The following is a 20225-nucleotide window of genomic DNA, read 5'->3' on the forward strand; positions in this document are numbered from 1 at the left end:
ACGTCTCCCTCGTCTCACGCACGCGGCTCGTCGTCCGAGGACGTGCCGTGGTGTCGATGCCGCACCGTGAAGCCGACCCACGACGCAAGCACGACGAGCGCCGCGACGCCCTGGACGAGGGACTCGTGCTCCGTCGGGTAGACGACGTCGGCGAGGTAGTGGTCGATGAAGCCCGTACCGGGCAGGGTCGCCTCGCCGGCCCGCGTCCTGCCCCAGTTCTCCACGTGGGTCAGCGGGCACGGCCAGCCGATGAGGAGGTTGAAGAGCCCGTACAGCGCTGCCGCGACGTGAGTCCAGAGTGTCCGGGGCCAGACCCAGGCGATGAACCCACCCAGCACGAGGTAGGCCAGGAACGCGAAGTGCGCCACCATGGCGGCGTCGGCGACCAGTCGGTACCCCATCAGTCCTCCAGCGTGACGCACCTGCCTGCGCCATGGGTGACATCGAGGCGGATCCCCGGGTTCACGCGACTCCGGCGCGCTTCACGCGGCTCCGGCGCGGCGGGTCTGCCAGCCGGCCCAGCCCACCCTCCCGCGGCTGACCGCGTTCCTCACGAGGTCGGGCGGCAGGGTCGCGACGATCTCGGTGTAGGCCCCGTCCGGGGTGGCGGCGACCTGCCAGCCCAGGGACCGCATGAGCGATAGCACCGGGCGGTTGTCGGTGAGCACGGTCGCCGTGAAGTGGGTGATGCCGACGTCGGTGGCCAGCCCGGCGAGCTCGTGGACCAGCCGACTGGCGACACCGCGTCCGTGGTGGCTGTCGGCGACCTCGACGGCGACCTCCGCGTGGCCGGGTTGCTGTGAGGAACGGAAGTACTGCGCGGTCCCGACGAGGCAGCCTCGGTCGAACGCCCCGACTGCCACATGGGTGGGGCCGACGGCCACGAAGCGTGCGACGTCGGCCGGCCGGAAGGAGCGCACCGGGCGGAAGTAGCGCTGGTAGCGCGACTGGGGCGACATCCGTTCGAGGAGGTCCCTCACGTGGTGCCCGTCATCGGGCGTGAGGCAGCGCAGGTGGAGGGGGTCGGCGGCTCGGGCGCGGGCCTCTCGGCGCGCCCTCGTGGCAGCCATGAGGGGGAGGTTCATCGGAGTGTCTTCCTGGGCCGGGTTTCGGGTCCGGCCCGTTCGCGTGGGGGCTAGGCGATGGCCGTGCCGGCGATGTGGGTGTTGAACGGCAGGAACGGCGAGTGGATCCGGTAGTGGTCGAGGTCGACCCGGGAGAAGCCGGCGCGCTCGATCGCGCCCGCGAGGTCCCGCTCGCAGGAGCAGCCCTCGAAGACCCACGCCCACGGGCGGCGCAGCATCCGCTGCACCCAGCGCGTCGGCGTGCCCGGCCTGGCCGCGACGTGCTCGGCGAAGCCGAACCGCCCCCCGGGTCGCAGGACCCGGCGGACCTCGGCGAGGACGGCGACCGGGTCGCCGACACTGCACAGGACGAGGCTCGAGATGACGGCGTCGACGCTGGCGTCGGGCAGGTCCATCCGTTCGCCGACGACATCACGGATCTCGACGTCGACGCCGTGTGACCGGGCGGCCCGCCGGAGTCGGGCATGCATGTGGGGGTTGGGCTCGATCGCGACCAGGCGGGCGCCGGGGGGCAGGTAGCGCAGGTTCGCGCCGACCCCCGGGCCCAGCTCGACCACGCGCAGCGGGAGGTCGGCGAAGACGGCCGACTTGCGTTGGCGCAGGTGGCGGTCGATGTAGCCGTCCATGAACCAGAAGAACGCCGAGTTGAACCGGCCACGGACGGGGTGGTCCGCGAACTCGGGGTGCTCCTCGGCCCCTCGGACCGGAGGGTGCTGCGCCGTGGTGACCGGGGTGTCGCGCGTGGTGGAAGTGCTCATGCAGCGAGCCTGCCGGGCCGCATGGAGCGTGGTCAGCAGTGGAAATACGGCACTTGCACCCGTCAGTCGACCGAGCTCGTGGCGACGTACCAGGCCGCCACCTGGGCCCGGGACCGGAACCCGAGCCGGTCCCGGATCCGTTCGACGTGTGACTCGGCGGTCCGTTCGCTGATGACGAGCTCCTCGGAGATCTGCCGGTTCGACCACCCCCGCGCCACCAGCGCCGCCACCTGGGTCTGGCGCGAGGTCAACCTGGGCGGCGCCTGGGGCAGGAGCGCGGGCAGTCCGAGGCCTCCGCGCATCGCGTTGAGCACGGAGTGCGAGTCGCCGGCGAACGGGATGTGGGTGCGCCCCGGCAGCACGGTCAGGGTCGCTCGGTCGATGCCGGCAGCCAACCGCTCACCCTCCGCCAGCGGGACCGCGCGGTCGTCCTCGCGGTGGATGACCGAGGTTGGTGCCACGATCCGGCCGAGGTCCTCGGAGACGTCGATGTCGTAGCAGGCCGCCAGCAGCACGTGCGCCCATCCAGCGGGCGCCGACTCCCGCTGGTATCGGGAGAACATGGCGCGGAACCCGGCGTCCGCGTCCGGGGCGAAGATCTCCGTCAGCACGTCCGATGCGAGACCCCAGTGCTGGTCGACGAGACCGAGGACGTGCTCCCGTATGCCGGGTGGGGCCACCGCGCCACCGTCCACCCATCCGCCGTAGAGCACCAGGTGCGCCACCGACTGCGGATGACGCGCCGCCCACCTCACTGCCAGGGGCGCGCCGAAGGAGGCCCCGACGAGGTCGAACCGGTCGACTCCGACCGCCGTCGCGACCGCGCGGATGACCTCCATCTCCAGGTCGACGACGTCGGTGCGGCTGGTCCTGCCGGACATCCCGCACCCGGGTCTGTCGTAGCGCACGAGCGTCCGGCCGGTGGCAAGGCCCTCGTAGAACTGGCGCGCGGCCGGCACGGCCCACCCCAGCTCGAGATGCGACACCCACCCCGGAAGGTGGATCGCCACCGGGCCCCTGCCTGCCACGGCGAACCGGACCGGCGTGCCGTCCGCCAGGGTGGCCGACCCGAGCTCCTGCTCCACGAGCCACATTCTGGTGCCCGTGGGCGGTCGACGGAAGCGGGCGGCCTCGGCGGGACGATCGGTGTCCTCCCCGAACCCCGCCACGGCTGGTGGAGGGCCATGACGCCGGCTCCGTATTGACTATGGCGGGCTCGGGTGGTCGGTGCCTTACTGGACGATGCGGCCGCATCACGTGGCCGGGCGGCATTCACGCTCTCCTGACGACACCCGGTGCGACCCAGTCCACAACCTCATGCGGGTTCGAGAAGGAGACTCATCATGGTGCGCCGTCGATCTGTCGCGGTCGTCACGATGACCGTCGGGGCGCTCTTGGGTGCGCTCGGCACGAGCGGTGCGACGGCGGCGCCGCCCACGGGGACCGATGCCAGCGAGGTGAGCCGCTGGAACCAGCTCGCCGCAGCCACGCTCGGGGCCGTACCGGGGCCGAACGGTGGTGCCCCCCCGGCATTCCAGATCAACATGGGCATCGTCTCGGGCGCCGTGTACGACGCGGTCAACGCGATCGGCCCGAAGAAGCACCGGCCCTACGTGCTCGAGACGCGCGCCGGGGCCCGGGCGTCGATCGACGCCGCGGTCGCGACTGCCGCCTTCCACGTCCTCGACGAGCTCGTCTCCTCGGCACCGGAGCGCGCGCCCTTCCCAGGTCGCGCCGGACTGCTCAGCACGCTGTCGACGACCTACGCCTCCTCGCTCGCCGCCATCGCCGACACCGCGTTCAAGCGGCAGGGCATCGCGGTGGGACATGCAGCGGCCGAGGCCATGCTCGAGGACAGGGAGGGTGACGGCCGGTTCGGTCCGTCGGCCTGGGTACCCAGCTCCGCCCCCGGTCACTGGTCGCCCATCGTCACCAACGGCGTCCCGGCGCTCGACCCCACGCCGTGGGCGGGCAACGTGCGGCCCTTCCTCGTGGAGAGCCCCTCGCAGTTCCGCTCGGCCCCGCCGCCCGACCTCACCAGCGCGCAGTGGGCCGCGGAGTACAACGAGGTCAAGGACATCGGACGGGCGACCGGTTCCACCCGGACCGACACGCAGACCTACATCGCCAGGTGGTGGCAGAGCGCCCCCGTCCACAGCTGGAACGAGGTCGCCCGACAGCTCATCGCCCGGACCGATCTCGACGCCGCCGACAGCGCGCGCCTGCTCGCCCTGCAGAACATGGCGGGTGCGGACGCGTCGATCACCTGCTGGAACGACAAGTACCACTTCGACTTCTGGCGCCCGTGGAACGCCATCCAGCGCGGGGACGAGGACAACAACCCGTTGACCGTCGCCGACCCGACGTGGACGTCCCTCATCGCGGCGCCGTACCCGGAGTGGACCTCGGGACACAACTGCCAGGACGGCGTGCACGCGGCAGTCCTGCGCATGTTCTTCGGCGACGACCCCGTGGGCGGGAAATACCAGATCACGAGCTTCGCGACGAACCACGGAGGAGCAGCGGTGCGGATGTTCGACACGTTCACCGAGCCGCTCACCGAGCTCATCGACGCCCGGATCTGGGCCGGGCTGCACTACCGCAGCGCAGACGTGGCGGGCCAGCTGCTCGGCCGCAACGTCGCCGCCTACGGAGCCACCCACTTCGCCCAGCCGGTGGGCCGCGGCTAGCGACACCGAGCGGGACCGTTTCGGCCCGGGGCCTCAGGGCCCTCGGGCCGAAACGGTCCCGGGCCGGGCTGCTCAGGTCAGAGCTTGGTCATCTTGCGGAAGGGAGTCGCGATCCGCACGGTCGCGCTGCTGAAGTCGACCGTCGCGCCGGTGCTGTCGACGCCGATGACCCGACCCAGGCCGTAGGAGTCGTGACAGACCCGGTCGTCGACCGCGAACTCCTCGACGACCGGCTCGGGCTGAGCCATGAAGGGGCTGCTGGCATGACGAGGGCGCGGGTTCACGGGTGAGGTGGGCATCCACACCATTATGACTGCAAGGGCGCCCAGCGGCAACGCCGTCCACCCGCCACGAGGTCACGTCTCAGTGACAGGATGACCGCCATGCAGACCCATCAGACCTCCGCCATCGTCACCGGCGGCGCCTCCGGCCTGGGAGCCGCGACCGCAGCCGCCCTTGCCGCGCAGGGCGTCCACGTCGTCTCGCTCGACCTCGCCCCGGCCATCGAGCAGGCCCCGCAGGTGGACGGCGTGACCCACGTCGCGACCGACGTCACCGACGAGGAGCAGGTCCGCTCCGCCGTCGCGCGAGCGAGCGCCGACCCGGCCCAGCCCCTGAGGTTCGTCGTCAACTGCGCCGGCATCGGTCCCAGCGCCCGCATCCTGGGCAAGAAGGGCGTGCACGACCTCTCGCTCTACCGCAAGGTCATCGAGATCAACCTCGTCGGCTCGTTCACCGTTCTCGCCGTCGCCTCCGAGGCCATCGCGCAGACCGAGCCCGACGCCGACGGCCAACGCGGCGTCATCATCAACACGGCGAGCATCGCCGCCTACGACGGCCAGGTGGGCCAGGCGGCATACGCCTCCTCCAAGGGCGCCATCGTCGGTCTCACCCTCCCGGCCGCCCGCGACCTCGCCCAGTACGGCATCCGCGTCTGCACGATCGCGCCCGGAATCGTCGAGACGCCGATGCTCGCGACCGTCTCCGACGAGTTCCGTGCCGGTCTCGCGGCCGGCATCCCGTTCCCGCAGCGGTTGGCGCGCCCCGACGAGTACGCCAAGCTCGCCCTCGCCATCATCGACCACGACTACCTCAACGGCGAGACGATCCGCATGGACGGCGCCCTGCGGATGGCCCCGCGGTGACACGTCGACAGGATGAGCCGATGAGCCACAGCCACTCCGGCTCCCACCACGACCACGGCCACGGCCACTTCGACGCCGCCGCCAGCACGTGGGACGACGACCCCGCCAAGGTCGAGCGCGCCCGGGCCACGGCGACCCTGCTCCGGGCCGCACTCGAGCTCCGCGGCACCGAGCGCGTCCTCGAGGTCGGCGGCGGCACCGGCCAGCTCAGCCTCGCCCTCGCCGCCGACGTGGCCTCGGTGCTCGTCACCGACGCCTCGGCGGGGATGGCGGAGGTGGCCCGCGCCAACATCGACCGGGCCGGGCTCGCCGAAAGCCTCACCGCGCAGCAGCTGGACCTCGTCACCGACCCGGCGCCGGAGGGTCGGTTCGACGGGGCGTGGGCCCAGCTCGCGCTGCACCACGTCCGCGAGGTGGACCTCCTGCTCGGTCGGGTCAGGGACGTCCTCGTCCCCGGGGGCTGGCTGGCCGTCGTCGAGCTCGATGACGACAGGGCCGGCGCCTTCCACGCCGACCAGGGGGACTTCACCGGACACGACGGCTTCGACCGCGACGCGTTCGCCGACCGCCTGCGGCGCCTGGGGTTCCACGACGTCACCGTGTCCGATGCCGGGTCGGTCGAGAAGGAGCTCGGCGGCGACCACCAGGGTCGGGGGACCTTCGCGACCTTCCTCGCCGTCGCCCGGGCCTGAGGGCCCTGCCTCCATGAGCCGCACGCTGCGCGACGACCTCGGTCATGCCGTGGTCCTGCCCGAGGGCCCCGTATGCCGGGTGGTCTCGCTCGTGCCCTCCCTCACCGAGGCGGTGGCCGCGACCGCGCCGGATGCTCTCGTCGGGGCCACGGACTGGTGCACCCACCCCGCCGACCTCGACGTCTCGCGGGTGAGAGGCACCAAGAACCCGGACCGGGCGGCGGTCGCCGCGCTCGAGCCGGACCTCGTCGTCGCCAACAAGGAGGAGAACCGGGAGCTCGACGTCACCCGGCTCCGCGAGGCCGGCGTCCCCGTCTGGGTCACCGACATCGAGACCGTGCCCCAGTCCCTGGCGGCGATGCGCCGGCTCCTCGTCGACGCGTGCGGCTGGGACGAGCCGCACTGGCTCGTCGACGCCGAGCGCCTGTGGTCCGGCCACGTCCCGCGGCCGCGTGCCCGCGTGGTCGTGCCGGTCTGGCGCGACCCGTGGATGGTCGTCGGCCGCCCGACGTTCACGGCCGACCTGCTCGCCCGGCTCGGCCTCGAGGTCGTCACGGCCGGGGTCGACGGGCGCTACCCGCCGGTCGACGCGGAGCGACTCGACGCCGCCGGTGCCGACGCCGTGCTCCTCCCGGACGAGCCCTACGTCTTCACGGCGGACGACGGTCCGGAGGCGTTCGAGCGCACGCCCACCCGGCTCGTGAACGGGCGGCTGCTCACCTGGTACGGGCCGTCCCTGGTGGACGCCCCCACCGTGCTCGACGGCCTGGTCTGACCGCCTCAGTCGGAGTAGAGGACGCGGAAGCGCTCGCACACGACCGGCATGTCGGCGGAGAACCCGCGGTCGTGCCCGGCCTCCGCGGTGAAGAACCGCTGGTGCACGTCACGCCAGTGCGCCAGGGACCGGTCGCCCTCGCCCTCGAGACGCGCGTGCTCCTCGGAGACCCGGTCGAAGGGCACGACCTCCACGTCCGTGGTCTCGATGAGGACCCGGGGGCGGCCGGAGCCGTCGAGGATGATGCTCAGCGTGCCTCGCTCGGGAAGCGGCTCGTCCTCGGCCTCGTAGTCCCGGGCCGCGCTCGCGGTGGCGGTCTTCGTCCCGGCCAGCACGAGCTCGAGCAGCTCGTCGGCCTGCTCGGCTCCGGCCCCGAAGGACCACGCGGGCGGCGGCACCGACTCCAGCGGTGTGGGCCCGAAATAGGTGGGGACCCCGTTGATCCGGGCGTGGACGCGGGCCACGTCCCAGAAGGTGCGGACCTCGTCGTCGTCGATCATCGGGCCAGCGTCGCACGACCCGGATTTCACGGGCGCGCGGGTGTCCGTGTAATGTCTCCGACGCACTCAGCCCGGGCCAGGCCCGGTGTCTGGAACGCCCCCTTAGCTCAGTCGGTAGAGCGTTTCCATGGTAAGGAAAAGGTCGTCGGTTCGATTCCGACAGGGGGCTCTGGTCAGGGCCATCACGACGCGTGGTGATCCCGGACCCCCAAGGCGGGGTAGCTCAGCTGGTTAGAGCGCACGACTCATAATCGTGAGGTCGCGGGATCGAGCCCCGCTCCCGCTACACGGCGTGATTTCAGGGAATACCTGAACTCGCGTACTCTGTTGTGCTGGCGTCGCGCGTTCCCCGCAGCGCGAGCGCCGACACACTTCACACCACGTTCAATTTCGAGAGCAGGTTGCCCCGATGGCGAAGGCCACTGACGTCCGCCCCAAGATCACCATGGCGTGCACGGAGTGCAAGGAGCGCAACTACATCACCAAGAAGAACCGTCGGAACGACCCCGACCGTCTCGACCTGGCGAAGTTCTGCCCGCGCTGCAAGAAGCACACGACGCACCGCGAGACCCGCTGATCCCAGCGCCTCGTCCGCCGAAGCCGCCCCACCTCACGGTGCCGGGCGGCTTCGTCGTTCCCCAGTCCCTAGAGTGGGCCCATGACTGAGACCTCCGGTGTGAACGCCGACTTCGTGGGGCGCACCTACCCATCGAGCGGACCGTATGCCGTGAGCGCGGCCGAGATCGCCGCGTTCGCCGACGCGGTCGGTTCCGACGACCCGCTGCACCGCGACCCGGAGGCCGCGCGAGCGGCCGGGTACGCCGACGTCATCGCGCCCCCGACGTTCGCCGTGACGATCGCGCAGCAGTGCGACCGGGTGTACGTCATGGACCCCGACGCGGGTGTCGACTACAGCCGGGTGGTTCACGGCGAACAGCGCTTCGTCCACCACCGCCCCATCACCGCCGGGGACGAGCTGGCGGGCGAGCTCACCGTCGACTCGATCCGGATGGCCGGCGGCCACGCGATGATCACGACGCGCACCGAGCTCAGCGCCGCCGGCGAACCGGTCTGCACCTCCACCTCGACCATCGTCGTCCGGGGAGGCGAGGACCAGTGACCGCCCGCACCGCTGCCGAGACCGCCGTCGGGGACACCCTCGGGCCGGTCACCGTGCCCGTCGGGCGAGAGACGCTCGTGTCCTACGCGAACGCCTCCGGCGACCAGAACCCCATCCACCAGGACGAGCAGTTCGCGAGGTCCGTCGGCCTGCCCGACGTCATCGCCCACGGCATGTGGACGATGGGGGCGGCCGGCTCGGTCGTCTCCGGCTGGGCCGGGGGAGCGGGACGCGTCGTCGAGTTCGGCACCCGCTTCACCAAGCCCGTCGTCGTGCCGGCCGCCGGGGTCGAGATCGAGGTCGGTGGCGTCGTCAAGGCCCTCGACGCGGACACCGGTCGCGCGACGGTCGAGATGACGGTCACGGCCGAGGGTGCCAAGGTCCTCGGCCGCTGCGTCGCCGTCGTCCAGCTCGACTGATGCAGGAGCTCCACGACACCCCGCTCGCCGAGCACACGACGATGCGGGTCGGTGGCCCGGCCCAGCGGCTCGTCGTCGTCGAGACGATCGACGAGCTCGTCGACGCCGTGCGCGAGGTCGACGACGCCGACGAGCGGCTCCTCGTCCTCGGGGGCGGGTCCAACCTCGTCATCGCCGACGCGGGCTTCCCGGGGACGGTCGTCAAGATCGCGACGTCGGGGATCGAGCCGGAGTCGGTCGATGCCTGCGGGGGAGCGATGGTCCGCGTCGCCGCGGGCGAGGTGTGGGACGACGTCGTGGTCCGGGCGGTCGCGGAGGGATGGTCCGGGGTCGAGGCCCTGAGCGGCATACCCGGGTCGACTGGCGCGACACCGGTGCAGAACGTCGGCGCCTACGGCCAGGAGGTCGCGCAGACCATCGCGCGCGTCCGGGTGTGGGACCGGCAGACGCAGGCGGTGCGCACGCTGAGCGCAGCCGAGTGTGCCTTCACCTACCGGCACTCGCTGTTCAAGGGGACCTCGCAGTACGTCGTCCTCGACGTCACCTTCCAGTTCGTCGTGGCCGACCTCTCGCGCCCCGTCGCCTATGCCGACCTCGCCCAGGGGCTCGGCGTCGAGGTCGGTGCGCGCGTGCCGCTCACGGACGCCCGCGAGGCGGTGCTCGAGCAGCGGCGCCGGCGCGGGATGGTGCTCGACGACGCCGACCGTGACACGTGGAGCTGTGGCTCGTTCTTCACCAACCCGATCATGTCCGCGGCGCGCTTCGACGCGCTGGCGGAGCGGGTGCGCTCCGCGCTCGGCGACGACGGTGCGACGCCGCCGCGGTTCACCGACGCCAGCGGTGACGTCAAGACGAGCGCCGCGTGGCTCATCGACAAGGCTGGCTTCGGCAAGGGCTTCGGCCTGCCGGGCCCCGCCGCGCTCTCGACGAAGCACACCCTCGCGGTCACCAACCGCGGGTCGGCGACGGCGGCCGACGTCGCGGCGCTCGCCCGGCAGGTGCGCGACGGAGTGCGCGACCGCTTCGGCGTCACCCTGGTCAACGAGCCGGTCTTCGTCGGCCACGACCTCTGAGAGGACCTGTCATGCAGACGCTCACCCTGCACGTGCGCACCGGTGCGGAGGACGTCGTCCTGGACCTCACCGACCACTGTGCGGACTTCGTGCGGGATCTCGGGGACGGGCTGCTGCACCTCTTCGTCCCGCACGCGACGGCCGGCATCGCGATCATCGAGACCGGGGCAGGCTCGGACGGCGACCTGCTCACGGCGCTGTCCGACCTGTTGCCCGCCGACGACCGGTGGCGGCACCGGCACGGAACCCCCGGCCACGGTCGGTCACACGTCATGCCGGCGCTGGTCCCGCCCTACGCGAGCGTGCCGGTCGAGGCCGGCCGTCTCGCCCTCGGCACGTGGCAGAGCATCTGCCTCGTCGACCTCAACGTCGACAACCACGACCGCAGCGTCCGGCTGGACTTCCTCGCCGGCTAGCGACGCGGCGGCAGGGCGTGCAGCTCGAGGTCGTGGATCACGCCTCCGCCGACCCTGCACGTCATGTAGGTGCACGACGGCTGGCGGCGTCGGTCGGTGGGCGACCCGGGGTTGAGCAGCCGCAGCCCGTCGTGCTCGGTGTCCCACGGGATGTGGCTGTGCCCGAAGACGAGCACGTCGAGATCGGGGTGCGCCGCCCGCATCCGTTCCTCGCGCCGGGTCCGGGGTCCGGTCTCGTGGACGACGCCCCAGGCCAGTCCGCCGAGCTCGACCCGCGCCACCTCCGGCAGCCGACGGCGCAGCTCCAGACCGTCGTTGTTGCCCCACACCCCGATGAGGCGGGAGCACCGCGCCTCGAGGGCGTCGAGCAGGTCGGGCGTCACCCAGTCGCCGGCGTGCACGACGACATCGGCCGCCCCCACCTGGTCCCACACCCGGTCCGGGAGGTCACGGGCGCGGGCGGGCACGTGCGTGTCGGAGATGAGCAGCAGGCTCAGCCCGGGGCCGTGTGTCGGTCGGTGCGCGGGCTCAGTCGTCGAGTCGGTCAAGGTCGGTCAACGCCTCCTCCCAGCGGCGTCGCCGCTCCGAGGCGTCCTGCTCCCACCATGCGGCGCCCCGTTCGCCGAGCCCGTGCTTGGCGAGGTCGACCCGCCGCCGGGCCGACGCCGGGTCCTCACCCGCCGCGGTCGCCGACCGCACACCCGAGCGCCCGCGGCCCAAGTGGGACAGCAGCCGCTCCGCGACGTCTGACGGCAGCTCCGGGTCCTGTCGCCGCCACCGCCGACCGCCGACGACGAGCCACCGCTCGGGGTGCTCCTCGGCGCCCGTCGTCGGCTCACGCATGGCGCGGCTCGTCCGGGGCGGCCCGCACCCGGTGGGACGCGGCATACGAGGGTTCGCGCAGCCGCGCCCACATCGGGTGGGTCCACGTGCCCGCCGGTGGGCGGCCGACCGGGTCGTGGCGGCGGGAGCAGTCCAGGTCGGTCCAGGTGATGTCCAGCCGGCCGCGCTCGTGCCACGGCCTCCCCGGCGCGGAGACGAGGAGGCGGTAGGCCGACGGCGGGTCGACCGTGTCCGTCACGGGGTCGAGGCGGAGGAGGAGCGGACCTCGCGCGGTGGACAGGGGCAGCAGGGTGGTGAGGGGGCCGTGGTCGCGGCGACCGCGCAGCGTGAGCACGTGCCGGGTCAGCACGCCGGTGCCGGTGGAGGCGACGAGCACGTCACCGGCGGCAGGTCCCTGCAGTCGGACGGCCAGGCCTTCGATGTCGGCAGCGTCGTGGAGGCCGGTCGCGCGCGACCAGCGCACCAGGCAGCGGTGCGGGCCCGGGTCGTCGAGCAGCACGACTCCACTGCGGGGCCCGGGCTCGATGGTCAAGGCCCCGGTGCCACAGAACCCGACCGAGTGCAGCGCGCGCGTGCCGCGCAGCCGCGCGACCAGGCCGAAAGCACGGGCGAGGACCGCTCCACCGGCATCTCCGAGAACGGCCAGCGAACCGCCACTCGTGACGGACCGCCCAGTACTGGCGCTCGGAGGTCCCTGCATCGACCCAACATAGGCGGTGATTCGGCGGCCCTGGGACAGGGACGTCCGACTTGTCAGACGGGTGTGGCCGCCAACCACCCGTCGATGTCGGAGAGGGCCGCGTCCTTCACCGAGGCGGGCGCCCGCGACGCCCGCAGCGAGCCGCGCGCCAGCTCGGCGAGCTCGGCATCGCTGAACTCCAGCAACCGCGCGACCTCGTACTGCGCGACCAGCCGCGACCCGAAGATCAGCGGGTCGTCGGCGCCCAGCGCGACGGTCGCCCCCGCGTCGACGAGCCGTCTCAGCGGAACGTCCTCGATCTCGTCGTAGACGCCGAGCGAGATGTTGCTCCCGGGGCACACCTCGAGTGCGACACCGTCTGCGGCCACCCGCTCCAGCGTCCGCGGGTCCTCCACCGCCCGGACCCCGTGGCCGAGCCGGTCCGGCGCCAGCGACGACAGCGTGCGCTCGACCGCCTCCGGCCCCAGCAGCTCGCCCGCATGGGGCACCAGCGCCAGGCCGGCGCGGCGGGCGATGGCGAAGGCGGGCGCGAACGACTCCGTCTCCCCACGTCGCTCGTCGTTGCTCAGCCCGAAGCCCACGACGGCACCGGGTCCTTCGCCGGCATACCGCGCCGCGAGGCGGGCGAGCGTGCGCGACTCCAGCTCGTGGCGCATCCGCGAGGCCGCCACGATGATGCCGACCTGCGCCGCTCCCGGTTCGCGGGACACCACCGCCGCCTCGTCGAGCACGATCTCGATCGCCGGGGTGATCCCCCCGACGAACGGCGCGTACGACGTGGGATCGACCTGCAGCTCGAGCCAGCGCGAACCCTCGGCGCCGTCGTCCAGAGCGGCCTCGCGCACGATCCGGCGCATCGCCGCCTCGCCGCGCACGCACGCCCGCGCCGCGTCGTACAGGCTCTGGAAGCGGAACCACCCGCGCTCGTCCCGGGTCTCGAAGGTCACCGGCCAGTCGGCCTCGAGCGCCGAGGGCAACCGCAGACCGAGTGCCCGCGACATCTCGCGCACGGTGTCGATGCGCATCGACCCGGTGAAGTGCAGGTGCAGGTGCGCCTTCGGCAGGGTCACCGTCGGCCGGAGGGCCTGGCTCACTCCTCGACGATGTGCATGGCCGACTCCTCGGCCGACCGCGTCTCGTCGGCCTCCGGGCCGGGCCGGAACGCCGTCGTCTCCTCCGCCACGAGCGTGGCCTCGTCGTCGGCACGGGCACCTTCGTCGGGGCTCGTCAGGGAGGCTCCGTCGACGTCGCCCGGCTCCCCGAGGAAGTCCTCGGACGCAGGGATGGCGTCGGGGTCGTCACCGCCGACCGGGGCCTCACCGTCGAGACCGGACTCGTTGTCGGGCGCACCGTAGGCGGAGTCCGGGTCCGGCACCTCCTGCGCGATGCGCTGGTCGATGGTCTCGTCCTGCGCCTGCTCGGAGGCGGTCGTGCCCCATTCGGTCGCCCGCGACTGCCTGTCCGGGGGCGTGAAGGGCAGGTTGTCGCCCTCGCTCGAGTCGAGCAGGCCCGGCTCCCCGGCACCTGCGTCCACACCGTCGTCGAGGCTCATCGAGCCCAGGTCGGTGTCGAAGCTCTCTGTTCCCGGCTGATCGCTCATGTCCTCAGCCTTGCACGCCGGAGAGCGTTTCGGCGGCGGCGAGGAGCACGCACGTGGCGACCCCCGCCATCGCGGTCCGGACCTCGTCGAGCACCGGGAACGACGGCGCCAGGCGGATGTTGCGGTCGCGCGGGTCGTGGCCGTGCGGGAAGGACGCACCCGCGGGGGTCAGCGCGATCCCGGCAGCCTTGGCCAGCTCCACGACCCGGGTCGCGGTGCCGTCGAGGACGTCGAGGTTGACGAAGTAGCCGCCGGACGGCTTGGACCACGTCGCCACCGCGCGGCCCTCGAGCGCCGACGTCAGGGCCTCGTCGACCGCCGCGAACTTGGGCGCGAGGATCTCGCGGTGCCGCGCCATGTGCGCGCGCACGCCCTCGGCCGACCCGAAGAACTGGGCGTGCCGGAGCTGGTTGACCTTGTCGGGCCCGATGGACGCGAACTGCTGGTGGCCGAGGTACCAGTCGACGTTGGCCTTGGACGCCGCGAGGAACGCGACCCCGGAGCCGGCGAAGGTGATCTTCGAGGTCGACGCGAACATGATCGGCCGGTCGGGGTGCCCGGACCCGGAGGCGAGGGTGAGGATGTCGGCGCTCTTGGCCTCGTCCTCGGTGAGGTGGTGGAAGGCGTAGGCGTTGTCCCAGAAGATGCGGAAGTCCGGTGCCGCGGTCTCCATCGACGCCAAAGCGCTCGCCACCTCCTGGGAGCAGGTCGAGCCGGACGGGTTCGCGTAGGTCGGGACGATCCACATGCCCTTGACCGCCGGGTCCTTGACGAGCTCACGCACCGCGGCGACGTCCGGGCCGTCCTCGTGCATCGGCACGGTGAGCATCTCGATCCCGTAGGACGCGAGCATCGTGAAGTGCCGGTCGTAGCCGGGGACGGGGCAGATGAACCTCACCCTCTCCTCCTGCGACCACGGCCGGGGTGAGTCCGGGGCGCCGTGCAGGAGCAGCTGGACGAGGCAGTCGTGCATCATCGTCAGGCTGGAGTTGCCGCCCGCGACGACCTGCTCGGTCTCGACCCACAGCAGGTCGGCGAACATCTCCCGCAGCTCGGTGATCCCGGACAGCCCGCCGTAGTTGCGGACGTCGGTCCCGCCGGCGTCGAGGTGGCCCTTCGGCAGCCCGAGGAGCTCGTTGCACAGGTCGAGCTGGGCGACCGAGGGCTTGCCACGGGTGAGGTCGAGCTTCAGCCCTCGGCCCTGGAGCTCGGCGTATGCCGTGCGCTGGTTCTCGAGGAAGGACTCCAGCTCGTCGGCGGAGAGGTCGGACAGGGCGGTGGCGGTGGTCGGCTCGGTCACGCCACCCATGCTCGCAGACCCGGACCGGCACCGACATGTCTGCTCATGGGGCCCCTCGGCGAGGAGGGCCCACGGCCTGAGGCGTTTCGCGTCGGGCCGGGGCTTCCCGTATGCTGGTTGATCGGTGATTGCACCATGATTCGTCATGCCTGCGGTCACCTCGGAACCACCGGCCCAGCGGGTGCGTTCCTAGGGCAGTGGCTCAATTGGTAGAGCACCGGTCTCCAAAACCGGCGGTTGGGGGTTCGAGTCCCTCCTGCCCTGCAGGTTCAGATCATTTCGGAGAAGAGGCAACGTGACGGAAGTGGGCGAGTCCCGCGACTCGAAGCAGGCGACGAAGCGCGCCCGCGACGGTCGCAACCCCGTGTCGCGGCTCTTCGGATCCCTCGGTCTGTTCATCAGCCAGATCCTCGACGAGCTGCGCAAGGTCGTTCGACCGACCCGCTCCGAGCTGTGGAACTACACGATCGTCGTCATCGTCTTCGTGACGGTGATGATGGCGTTCGTGTCCGGACTCGACTTCGGCTTCAGCAAGCTGGTCGGTCTGGTCTTCGGCAACGGGGGCTGAGCCCCCGGGCGCGTCCGAGAGGTCGCGCCCGCACCACGATCGAACTCAACGCTGTACAGGAAGTAGGTCCGCACGTGTCCGACCACACGACGTCCCAGGACGCCGAGTCGACCTCCGGCGAGCCCGAGACCCTCGCCGTCGACGACGTCGACAGCGCCGCCCAGCGTGAGTCGCTGTCCCTCGGCGACACCGCCCCCGCGTTCCTCGACACGCTCCCCGACGCGCCCCGCGAGAGCCTCGAGTCCGACGAGTCCGACGCCGACGAGACCGACGACTCCGACGACTCCGACGAGGACACCGAGGGCGCCCTCGTGACGGCCACGACCGAGACCGACGAGGACGGCGACGTCGTCCCCACCGAGATCGACCCGGTCAAGGCCTTCAAGGAGGACCTCGCGTCGAAGTTCGGTGACTGGTACGTCATCCACTCCTACGCGGGCTACGAGAACCGCGTGAAGACCAACCTCGAGACCCGGATCCAGTCCCTCAACATGGAGGACTACATCTTCGAGATCGAGGTCCCCATGGAGGAGGTCACCGAGATCAAGAGCGGTCAGCGCAAGCTGGTCCGCCGGGTCCGGATGCCCGGGTACGTCCTCGTCCGCATGGACCTCACCGACGAGTCGTGGGGCGCCGTGCGCCACACGCCCGGTGTCACCGGCTTCGTCGGCAACGCGCACCAGCCGGTGCCGCTGAGCCTCGACGAGGTCTACACGATGATCAAGCCGGCCGACCTCGAGCTCGCCGCCTCCGCGGCCTCCGGGTCCGGCTCCTCCGGCTCCGGTGGCGGCTCCGCCTCCGGCCCCGCCATCGTCGACTTCGAGGTCGGCGAGTCGGTCACCGTCATGGACGGCCCCTTCGAGACCCTGCCGGCGACGATCTCCGAGATCAACGCCGAGAGCCAGAAGCTCAAGGTCCTCGTCTCCATCTTCGGCCGGGAGACCCCGGTCGAGCTGTCGTTCAGCCAGGTCACCAAGATCTGACGTCCGCCAGCACTGCAACCGGGTCATCGCCCACGGCGTGGGCCCACAACCGACAAAGGAACACAGACATGCCTCCCAAGAGCAAGAAGGTCTCCGGCTACATCAACCTGCAGATCCAGGCTGGTGCGGCGACCCCGGCTCCTCCCGTGGGCCCCGCCCTCGGTCAGCACGGTGTCAACATCATGGAGTTCGTCAAGCAGTACAACGCTGCGACCGAGCACCAGCGGGGCAACATCATCCCCGTCGTCATCACCGTGTTCGAGGACCGCTCGTTCACCTTCATCACCAAGACCCCGCCGGCCTCCGAGCTGATCAAGAAGGCCGCGGGCGTCCAGAAGGGCTCCGGCGAGCCGCACAAGACCAAGGTCGCCAAGCTGACCACGGACCAGGTGCGCGAGATCGCCGAGCAGAAGATGCCGGACCTCAACGCCAACGACATCGACGCCGCGATGAAGATCATCGCCGGTACGGCCCGTCAGATGGGTATCGAGACCTCCCTCTGAGGGGGACGATCGAGACCGACGTCGGTATGCCGGCCGGCCCACGCAGAGCGTGGGACCCCCCAGACGGGGGCGGCCGGCATACCGGAAGCGTTTCGCCCCCTCGGGCGAAGCGGGTGGGAGGGCCAGCGCTGGCCCGGACCACGACTCCACCACTGAGACACCAGGAGCAGACATGAAGCGCAGCAAGGGCTACCGCGCCACCGCGGAGCAGATCGACACCGACACCGCCTACGCCCCCCGTGAGGCCGTCCGCCTCGCCAAGGCCGGCGCCAAGGCCAAGTACGACGAGACGGTCGAGGTCGCGATGCGACTCGGCGTCGACCCGCGCAAGGCCGACCAGATGGTCCGTGGCACCGTCAACCTCCCGCACGGCACGGGCAAGACCGCCCGCGTCCTCGTCTTCGCCAACGGCGACAAGGCCGAGGCGGCCAAGGCGGCCGGCGCCGACTACGTGGGCTCCGACGACCTCCTCGAGAAGGTCGCGAACGGCTGGCTCGACTTCGACGCGATCGTCGCCACCCCCGACCTCATGGGCAAGGTCGGTCGTCTCGGCAAGGTCCTGGGCCCGCGTGGTCTCATGCCGAACCCGAAGACCGGCACGGTCACGATGGACACGGCCAAGGCCGTGACCGACATCAAGGGCGGCAAGATCGAGTTCCGCGTGGACAAGCACGCGAACCTCCACTTCATCATCGGCAAGGCGTCCTTCGACGAGACCAAGCTCGTCGAGAACTACGCCGCCGCGCTCGAGGAGATCCTCCGCCTCAAGCCCGCGTCGTCGAAGGGCCGCTACATCAGCAAGGCCACGATGTCGACGACGATGGGCCCCGGCATCCCCGTGGACTTCACCAAGACCCGCAACCTGCTCGGCGAGGACCAGGCCGACGCCTGAGTCCCCTCGCCGGACGACGAAGGCCCCCACCCGTCACGGGTGGGGGCCTTCGTGCTGCCCGGGATGACGACCCGGGGAGGTCGAGGCCTCCTGAGGGCTCCCGCCCGCCGGCGGGTTCGTGGGGTGGCGGGGCTCGCCGTTACGCTCGAGGCACTCAACAGGGGAGGGAACCCATGACACTCACGATGCGCCGCTCCAGCGGTGCGGCTCTCGCACTCGCCGGACTGCTCACGCTCGGCGCCTGCGGCTCGGGCGACACCGGCTCGGCCGAGTCCGGCTCGGGCGGCTCCGGGTCGACCGACACGAAGGCCTCGGGTTCCGCGTCCGCGGGGACCAAGGCCGCGGCCGAGGGCGACAAGGTCGACGCCGGCGAGGTGGCGGCACGCATGGTCGCGGCGATGGAGAAGGCCGGCAGCGGCACGATGACGATGGACACCGGCGGCGAGACCGCCACGGGGGACTTCCGCTACGTCGACGGCAAGCTCGAGCAGCACACCACGGTCCCGATCGAGGGCTCCGAGATGGAGATCATCGCCGTCGGCGACTTCGTCTACCTCAAGGGACTTCCGGGGCAGGCCAAGCCGTGGGTCAAGATCGACCCCGCCGCCGACGACCCGGTGAGCCAGATGTTCAAGGGCATCGTCGAGGGCGGCGTCAGCGACCCGTCCAGGATGGCCGCCAACCTCAAGGGCACGCAGGCGACGGTCAAGGCCACGTCCGCCGACAGCACCACCTACGAGTTCTCGGTCGACCCGGCCAAGGCCATGGGCGCGACCGCGTCCCCGAGCCCGTCGGCGAGCGCCTCGGCGCCGCCGCTGGCCATGGTCTACGTCCTCGACAAGGAGGACCGCCCGGTCACCATCTCCACCCAGGTCGCCAACCAGTCGATCGAGGTCACCTACGGCGACTGGGGCAAGAAGGTCGAGATCACCGAGCCACCCGCGGACCAGGTCGGTCCGATGAGCTTCCCCTCCGCCGGCTGACCCCAGCCACGCCCGCCACCCCAGCCACCCCAGCCGCCCCCGGCTGCCGCAGCGTCCGCAACCCTGGTCGAGAACCCGACCAGGGTTGCGGACGCACGCAGCCGGCATACGTCAGCGTCCGCAAGGGTGGTCGTGAACCTGACCAGGGTTGCGGACGCACGCAGCCGGCATACGTCAGCGTCCGCAAAGGTGGTCGCGGTCCTGACCAGGGTTGCGGACGCACGCAGCGGGCGCCCGACGGAGGTCGCTGGGGTCGATTTGGTCGCCGGGGCGTCGCGCCACTACTGTGTCCCTTGACCAAAGACCGCCGGTTGTCGGGTGCATCCGCACCTGACCGAAGGATCCGCGAGAGCGGGCAACCAGCGCAGGCCGAGTTTCGACCACATGCGACCTCATCGTCGCGTCTGCTTGAGCCCCGCGCCCTGCGCCGGGGCTCATTCTCGTTCGTGGCTCCTTCACCCGATGGTCGTACCGACGGAAGGAGGCCCGAATGTCTCGTGCAGACAAGACCGCGGCGATCGCCGAGCTCGCGGAGAAGTTCCGTAGCTCCAACGCCACTGTCCTCACGGAGTACCGCGGGCTCTCGGTGAAGCAGATCACCGACCTTCGCGCCGCCCTTCGTGGCAACGCGACCTACGCCGTGGTCAAGAACACGCTGACCGAGCTCGCCGCCAAGGAGGCCGGAGTCACGGCCTTCGACGGGCAGCTGGTGGGACCCTCCGCCATCGCCTTCGTCGACGGTGACCCGGTCGAGGCCGCCAAGGGCCTGCGTGACTTCGCCAAGGCACACCCCCTCCTCGTGATCAAGAGCGGCCTGCTCGACGGCAAGGCGCTCTCGGCCGAGGACATCACCAAGCTCGCGGCCCTCGAGTCCCGCGAGGTCCTCCTCGCCAAGCTGGCCGGCGCCATGAACGCCTCGCTCAGCAAGGCTGTCTACCTCTTCGCCGCTCCGTTGTCGCAGACCGCTCGGGTCGTCGACGCCTTGCGGGCCAAGGTCGAGGCAGAGGGCCCGATCGGTGGCTCTGACGCTGCGCCCGCAGCCGAGACCGCTGGTGAAGAGACCCCCGCCGACGCCGCACCTGCGGCCGAGGCAACCGCAGACGTCGCCACGGGTGGCGACGACGCCTGAGCCCGCGCGTCTCGACGCACGGACCCAGGTTTTCCACCTCACCGCCACTCA

At 71.4% G+C, this 20225-nt stretch carries 27 protein-coding genes and 3 tRNA genes; 18 read left to right on the forward strand and 12 right to left on the reverse strand.

From position 1 onward, the window contains the following. Positions 1–14: 14 nt before the first annotated feature. The 4 genes from N801_RS00565 to N801_RS00580 form a co-directional block, all read right to left on the reverse strand. Positions 15–401, reverse strand: a complete 387-nt coding sequence (locus N801_RS00565; RefSeq protein WP_052112463.1) for a DUF2784 domain-containing protein — start codon at positions 399–401, stop codon at positions 15–17. A gap of 81 nt (positions 402–482) precedes the next feature. Beyond that, positions 483–1085 (reverse strand): GNAT family N-acetyltransferase, encoded by a 603-nt coding sequence (locus tag N801_RS00570; RefSeq protein ID WP_035931689.1) that lies wholly within the window; start codon positions 1083–1085, stop codon positions 483–485. A 50-nt stretch (positions 1086–1135) separates the two neighbouring features. Next, positions 1136–1843: a class I SAM-dependent methyltransferase gene (locus tag N801_RS00575; RefSeq protein ID WP_084107974.1), complete on the reverse strand. Its 708-nt coding sequence runs from the start codon at positions 1841–1843 to the stop codon at positions 1136–1138. A gap of 62 nt (positions 1844–1905) precedes the next feature. Continuing rightward, a complete protein-coding gene (locus N801_RS00580) occupies positions 1906–2937 on the reverse strand; it encodes an alpha/beta fold hydrolase (protein ID WP_035931693.1) in 1032 nt (343 codons plus the stop codon). A 249-nt stretch (positions 2938–3186) separates the two neighbouring features. Between N801_RS00580 and N801_RS00585 the strand changes: the two genes are divergently transcribed. Continuing rightward, positions 3187–4533, forward strand: a complete 1347-nt coding sequence (locus N801_RS00585) for a vanadium-dependent haloperoxidase (protein WP_052112464.1) — start codon at positions 3187–3189, stop codon at positions 4531–4533. 77 nt (positions 4534–4610) lie between these two features. Here N801_RS00585 and N801_RS00590 read toward each other — a convergent pair whose 3' ends face one another. Then, complete coding sequence (locus N801_RS00590; RefSeq protein WP_052112482.1) at positions 4611–4832, reverse strand: hypothetical protein; 222 nt, start codon at positions 4830–4832, stop codon at positions 4611–4613. A gap of 84 nt (positions 4833–4916) precedes the next feature. Between N801_RS00590 and N801_RS00595 the strand changes: the two genes are divergently transcribed. Genes N801_RS00595 through N801_RS00605 form a run of 3 tightly spaced genes read left to right on the forward strand, consistent with a single transcriptional unit; the run spans position 4917 to position 7145 of the window. After that, the gene (locus tag N801_RS00595; RefSeq protein WP_035931977.1) at positions 4917–5678 is read left to right on the forward strand and encodes an SDR family NAD(P)-dependent oxidoreductase; all 762 of its coding nucleotides are present in this window, start codon (positions 4917–4919) and stop codon (positions 5676–5678) included. 20 nt (positions 5679–5698) lie between these two features. Beyond that, entirely contained in the window at positions 5699–6370 is a 672-nt protein-coding gene (locus tag N801_RS00600) for a class I SAM-dependent methyltransferase (RefSeq protein ID WP_035931696.1), read from the forward strand. 13 nt (positions 6371–6383) lie between these two features. After that, the gene (locus N801_RS00605) at positions 6384–7145 is read left to right on the forward strand and encodes a helical backbone metal receptor (protein WP_035931698.1); all 762 of its coding nucleotides are present in this window, start codon (positions 6384–6386) and stop codon (positions 7143–7145) included. Positions 7146–7150: 5 nt separating this feature from the next. On the opposite strand, the gene N801_RS00610 is transcribed toward N801_RS00605, so the two are convergent. Further along, on the reverse strand, positions 7151–7645 hold the full coding sequence (locus N801_RS00610; RefSeq protein WP_035931700.1) for an ASCH domain-containing protein: 495 nt from the start codon (positions 7643–7645) through the stop codon (positions 7151–7153). 96 nt (positions 7646–7741) lie between these two features. On the opposite strand from N801_RS00610, the gene N801_RS00615 reads away from it, so the two are divergent. The 7 genes from N801_RS00615 (at position 7742) to N801_RS00645 (ending at position 10673) form a co-directional block, all read left to right on the forward strand. Continuing rightward, a tRNA-Thr gene (locus N801_RS00615) sits at positions 7742–7814 on the forward strand. A gap of 43 nt (positions 7815–7857) precedes the next feature. Then, a tRNA-Met gene (locus N801_RS00620) sits at positions 7858–7931 on the forward strand. 123 nt (positions 7932–8054) lie between these two features. Continuing rightward, positions 8055–8222, forward strand: coding sequence for a 50S ribosomal protein L33 (gene rpmG, locus N801_RS00625; protein ID WP_035931703.1), 168 nt, complete (start codon positions 8055–8057; stop codon positions 8220–8222). Positions 8223–8303: 81 nt separating this feature from the next. After that, positions 8304–8765: an FAS1-like dehydratase domain-containing protein gene (locus N801_RS00630; protein WP_035931705.1), complete on the forward strand. Its 462-nt coding sequence runs from the start codon at positions 8304–8306 to the stop codon at positions 8763–8765. Further along, the gene (locus tag N801_RS00635; RefSeq protein ID WP_035931708.1) at positions 8762–9184 is read left to right on the forward strand and encodes a MaoC family dehydratase; all 423 of its coding nucleotides are present in this window, start codon (positions 8762–8764) and stop codon (positions 9182–9184) included. The genes N801_RS00630 and N801_RS00635 overlap by 4 nt, the downstream gene beginning before the upstream one ends. Next, the gene (locus tag N801_RS00640) at positions 9184–10257 is read left to right on the forward strand and encodes a UDP-N-acetylmuramate dehydrogenase (protein WP_035931710.1); all 1074 of its coding nucleotides are present in this window, start codon (positions 9184–9186) and stop codon (positions 10255–10257) included. The genes N801_RS00635 and N801_RS00640 overlap by 1 nt, the downstream gene beginning before the upstream one ends. An 11-nt stretch (positions 10258–10268) precedes the next feature. Beyond that, positions 10269–10673, forward strand: a complete 405-nt coding sequence (locus tag N801_RS00645; protein WP_035931713.1) for a secondary thiamine-phosphate synthase enzyme YjbQ — start codon at positions 10269–10271, stop codon at positions 10671–10673. On the opposite strand, the gene N801_RS00650 is transcribed toward N801_RS00645, so the two are convergent. Genes N801_RS00650 through N801_RS00675 form a run of 6 tightly spaced genes read right to left on the reverse strand, consistent with a single transcriptional unit; the run spans position 10670 to position 15125 of the window. Then, positions 10670–11170, reverse strand: coding sequence for a metallophosphoesterase family protein (locus tag N801_RS00650; protein WP_035931979.1), 501 nt, complete (start codon positions 11168–11170; stop codon positions 10670–10672). The two genes, N801_RS00645 and N801_RS00650, sit on opposite strands and share 4 nt — an antisense overlap. 31 nt (positions 11171–11201) lie before the next feature. Next, positions 11202–11516: a hypothetical protein gene (locus N801_RS00655; RefSeq protein WP_035931715.1), complete on the reverse strand. Its 315-nt coding sequence runs from the start codon at positions 11514–11516 to the stop codon at positions 11202–11204. Beyond that, on the reverse strand, positions 11509–12216 hold the full coding sequence (locus N801_RS00660; protein WP_156996379.1) for an LSm family protein: 708 nt from the start codon (positions 12214–12216) through the stop codon (positions 11509–11511). Before N801_RS00660 ends, N801_RS00655 begins: the two co-directional genes overlap by 8 nt. Before the next feature lie 53 nt (positions 12217–12269). Then, a complete protein-coding gene (locus N801_RS00665) occupies positions 12270–13310 on the reverse strand; it encodes an adenosine deaminase (RefSeq protein ID WP_035931720.1) in 1041 nt (346 codons plus the stop codon). Then, a complete protein-coding gene (locus N801_RS00670; RefSeq protein WP_035931722.1) occupies positions 13307–13816 on the reverse strand; it encodes a hypothetical protein in 510 nt (169 codons plus the stop codon). Before N801_RS00670 ends, N801_RS00665 begins: the two co-directional genes overlap by 4 nt. A gap of 4 nt (positions 13817–13820) precedes the next feature. Further along, a complete protein-coding gene (locus N801_RS00675) occupies positions 13821–15125 on the reverse strand; it encodes an aspartate aminotransferase type Ic (RefSeq protein ID WP_035931724.1) in 1305 nt (434 codons plus the stop codon). Between the two features lie 182 nt (positions 15126–15307). Here N801_RS00675 and N801_RS00680 point away from each other — a divergent pair. From N801_RS00680 to rplJ, 7 genes are all read left to right on the forward strand, one after another. Continuing rightward, positions 15308–15380: transfer RNA gene (locus N801_RS00680), tRNA-Trp, on the forward strand. Positions 15381–15411: 31 nt separating this feature from the next. After that, complete coding sequence (gene secE / locus N801_RS00685; RefSeq protein ID WP_035931727.1) at positions 15412–15684, forward strand: preprotein translocase subunit SecE; 273 nt, start codon at positions 15412–15414, stop codon at positions 15682–15684. A 74-nt stretch (positions 15685–15758) separates the two neighbouring features. Continuing rightward, positions 15759–16667 carry a transcription termination/antitermination protein NusG gene (nusG, locus tag N801_RS00690; protein WP_035931729.1) on the forward strand — a complete coding sequence of 303 codons (909 nt, stop codon included), beginning with the start codon at positions 15759–15761 and terminating at the stop codon, positions 16665–16667. A 68-nt stretch (positions 16668–16735) separates the two neighbouring features. Beyond that, positions 16736–17170 carry a 50S ribosomal protein L11 gene (gene rplK, locus N801_RS00695; RefSeq protein ID WP_035931731.1) on the forward strand — a complete coding sequence of 145 codons (435 nt, stop codon included), beginning with the start codon at positions 16736–16738 and terminating at the stop codon, positions 17168–17170. Positions 17171–17342: 172 nt separating this feature from the next. After that, complete coding sequence (gene rplA, locus N801_RS00700; RefSeq protein ID WP_035931733.1) at positions 17343–18062, forward strand: 50S ribosomal protein L1; 720 nt, start codon at positions 17343–17345, stop codon at positions 18060–18062. A gap of 173 nt (positions 18063–18235) precedes the next feature. Then, the gene (locus tag N801_RS00705; protein WP_035931735.1) at positions 18236–19045 is read left to right on the forward strand and encodes a hypothetical protein; all 810 of its coding nucleotides are present in this window, start codon (positions 18236–18238) and stop codon (positions 19043–19045) included. 490 nt (positions 19046–19535) lie between these two features. Then, a complete protein-coding gene (gene rplJ / locus N801_RS00710; RefSeq protein WP_035931739.1) occupies positions 19536–20174 on the forward strand; it encodes a 50S ribosomal protein L10 in 639 nt (212 codons plus the stop codon). Positions 20175–20225 lie beyond the last annotated feature (51 nt).

The sequence above is a fragment of the Knoellia aerolata DSM 18566 genome (assembly GCF_000768695.1).
In the GTDB taxonomy this organism is placed as follows: Bacteria; Actinomycetota; Actinomycetes; order Actinomycetales; family Dermatophilaceae; genus Knoellia; species Knoellia aerolata.